The 514-nt window shown below is 59.9% G+C and carries 1 protein-coding gene; it reads left to right on the top strand.

Features of this window, described 5'->3' with window-relative positions; all coding sequences use genetic code 11:
• The coding region (locus tag ACG2LG_RS24170; RefSeq protein ID WP_396263468.1) for a hypothetical protein at positions 1-211 on the top strand (211 nt) is incomplete at its 5' end.
• Between the last annotated feature and the right edge of the window lie 303 nt (positions 212-514).

Raw genomic sequence — 514 nt, 5'->3', positions numbered from 1 at the left:
GATGGTGCTGGGAAAGCCCGCCCCTCCTCCCGAGTCCGACGGCGAGGACCCCGCACCGGAGGAGGACGAAAGGCCGAAGGGAAAAAGAAGCCGCCGCACCAAGGCTGACCGTTTCCCGAAGAACCTCAAGATCGTCATCGACGGCGTCGTCGATCCCGAAGAGGTCACCAAGGATCCCGACTCCTGGATGGGGTCAGGTGCTGCATTTTGACAATTGGCTACGGTGGTCATGGTAGTTTTGGGCAGAACGGCCCAGCTCTTTCCGTAGGTTTCCCGAATCCATCTCTAGGGTCCCAAAAAACTTAGAAACGCCCTCTCAACTATCTGAATAAGGTCGGTCGCGTGAACGGTACCAGGCGCTGCATTGCAACATCTTCAGCCTCTGGACCACCTCCCCGGAACTGCTTTCCCCCTCAAGATCAGGCTCCCGCCGACTTTGTCGGGGCACGCGCGCCGCCAAACATGCCCCCGGCGTGCCGTCATGTGGGCTGCTGGCCTATGGGGACATGTGATC

Origin of the sequence: Haloferula sp. A504 (genome assembly GCF_044385805.1) — a bacterium.
Lineage (GTDB): Bacteria > Verrucomicrobiota > Verrucomicrobiia > Verrucomicrobiales > Akkermansiaceae > Haloferula.
Note: the sequence above shows the minus strand (reverse complement) of the source record. Positions and strands in the feature narration are given on the sequence as shown.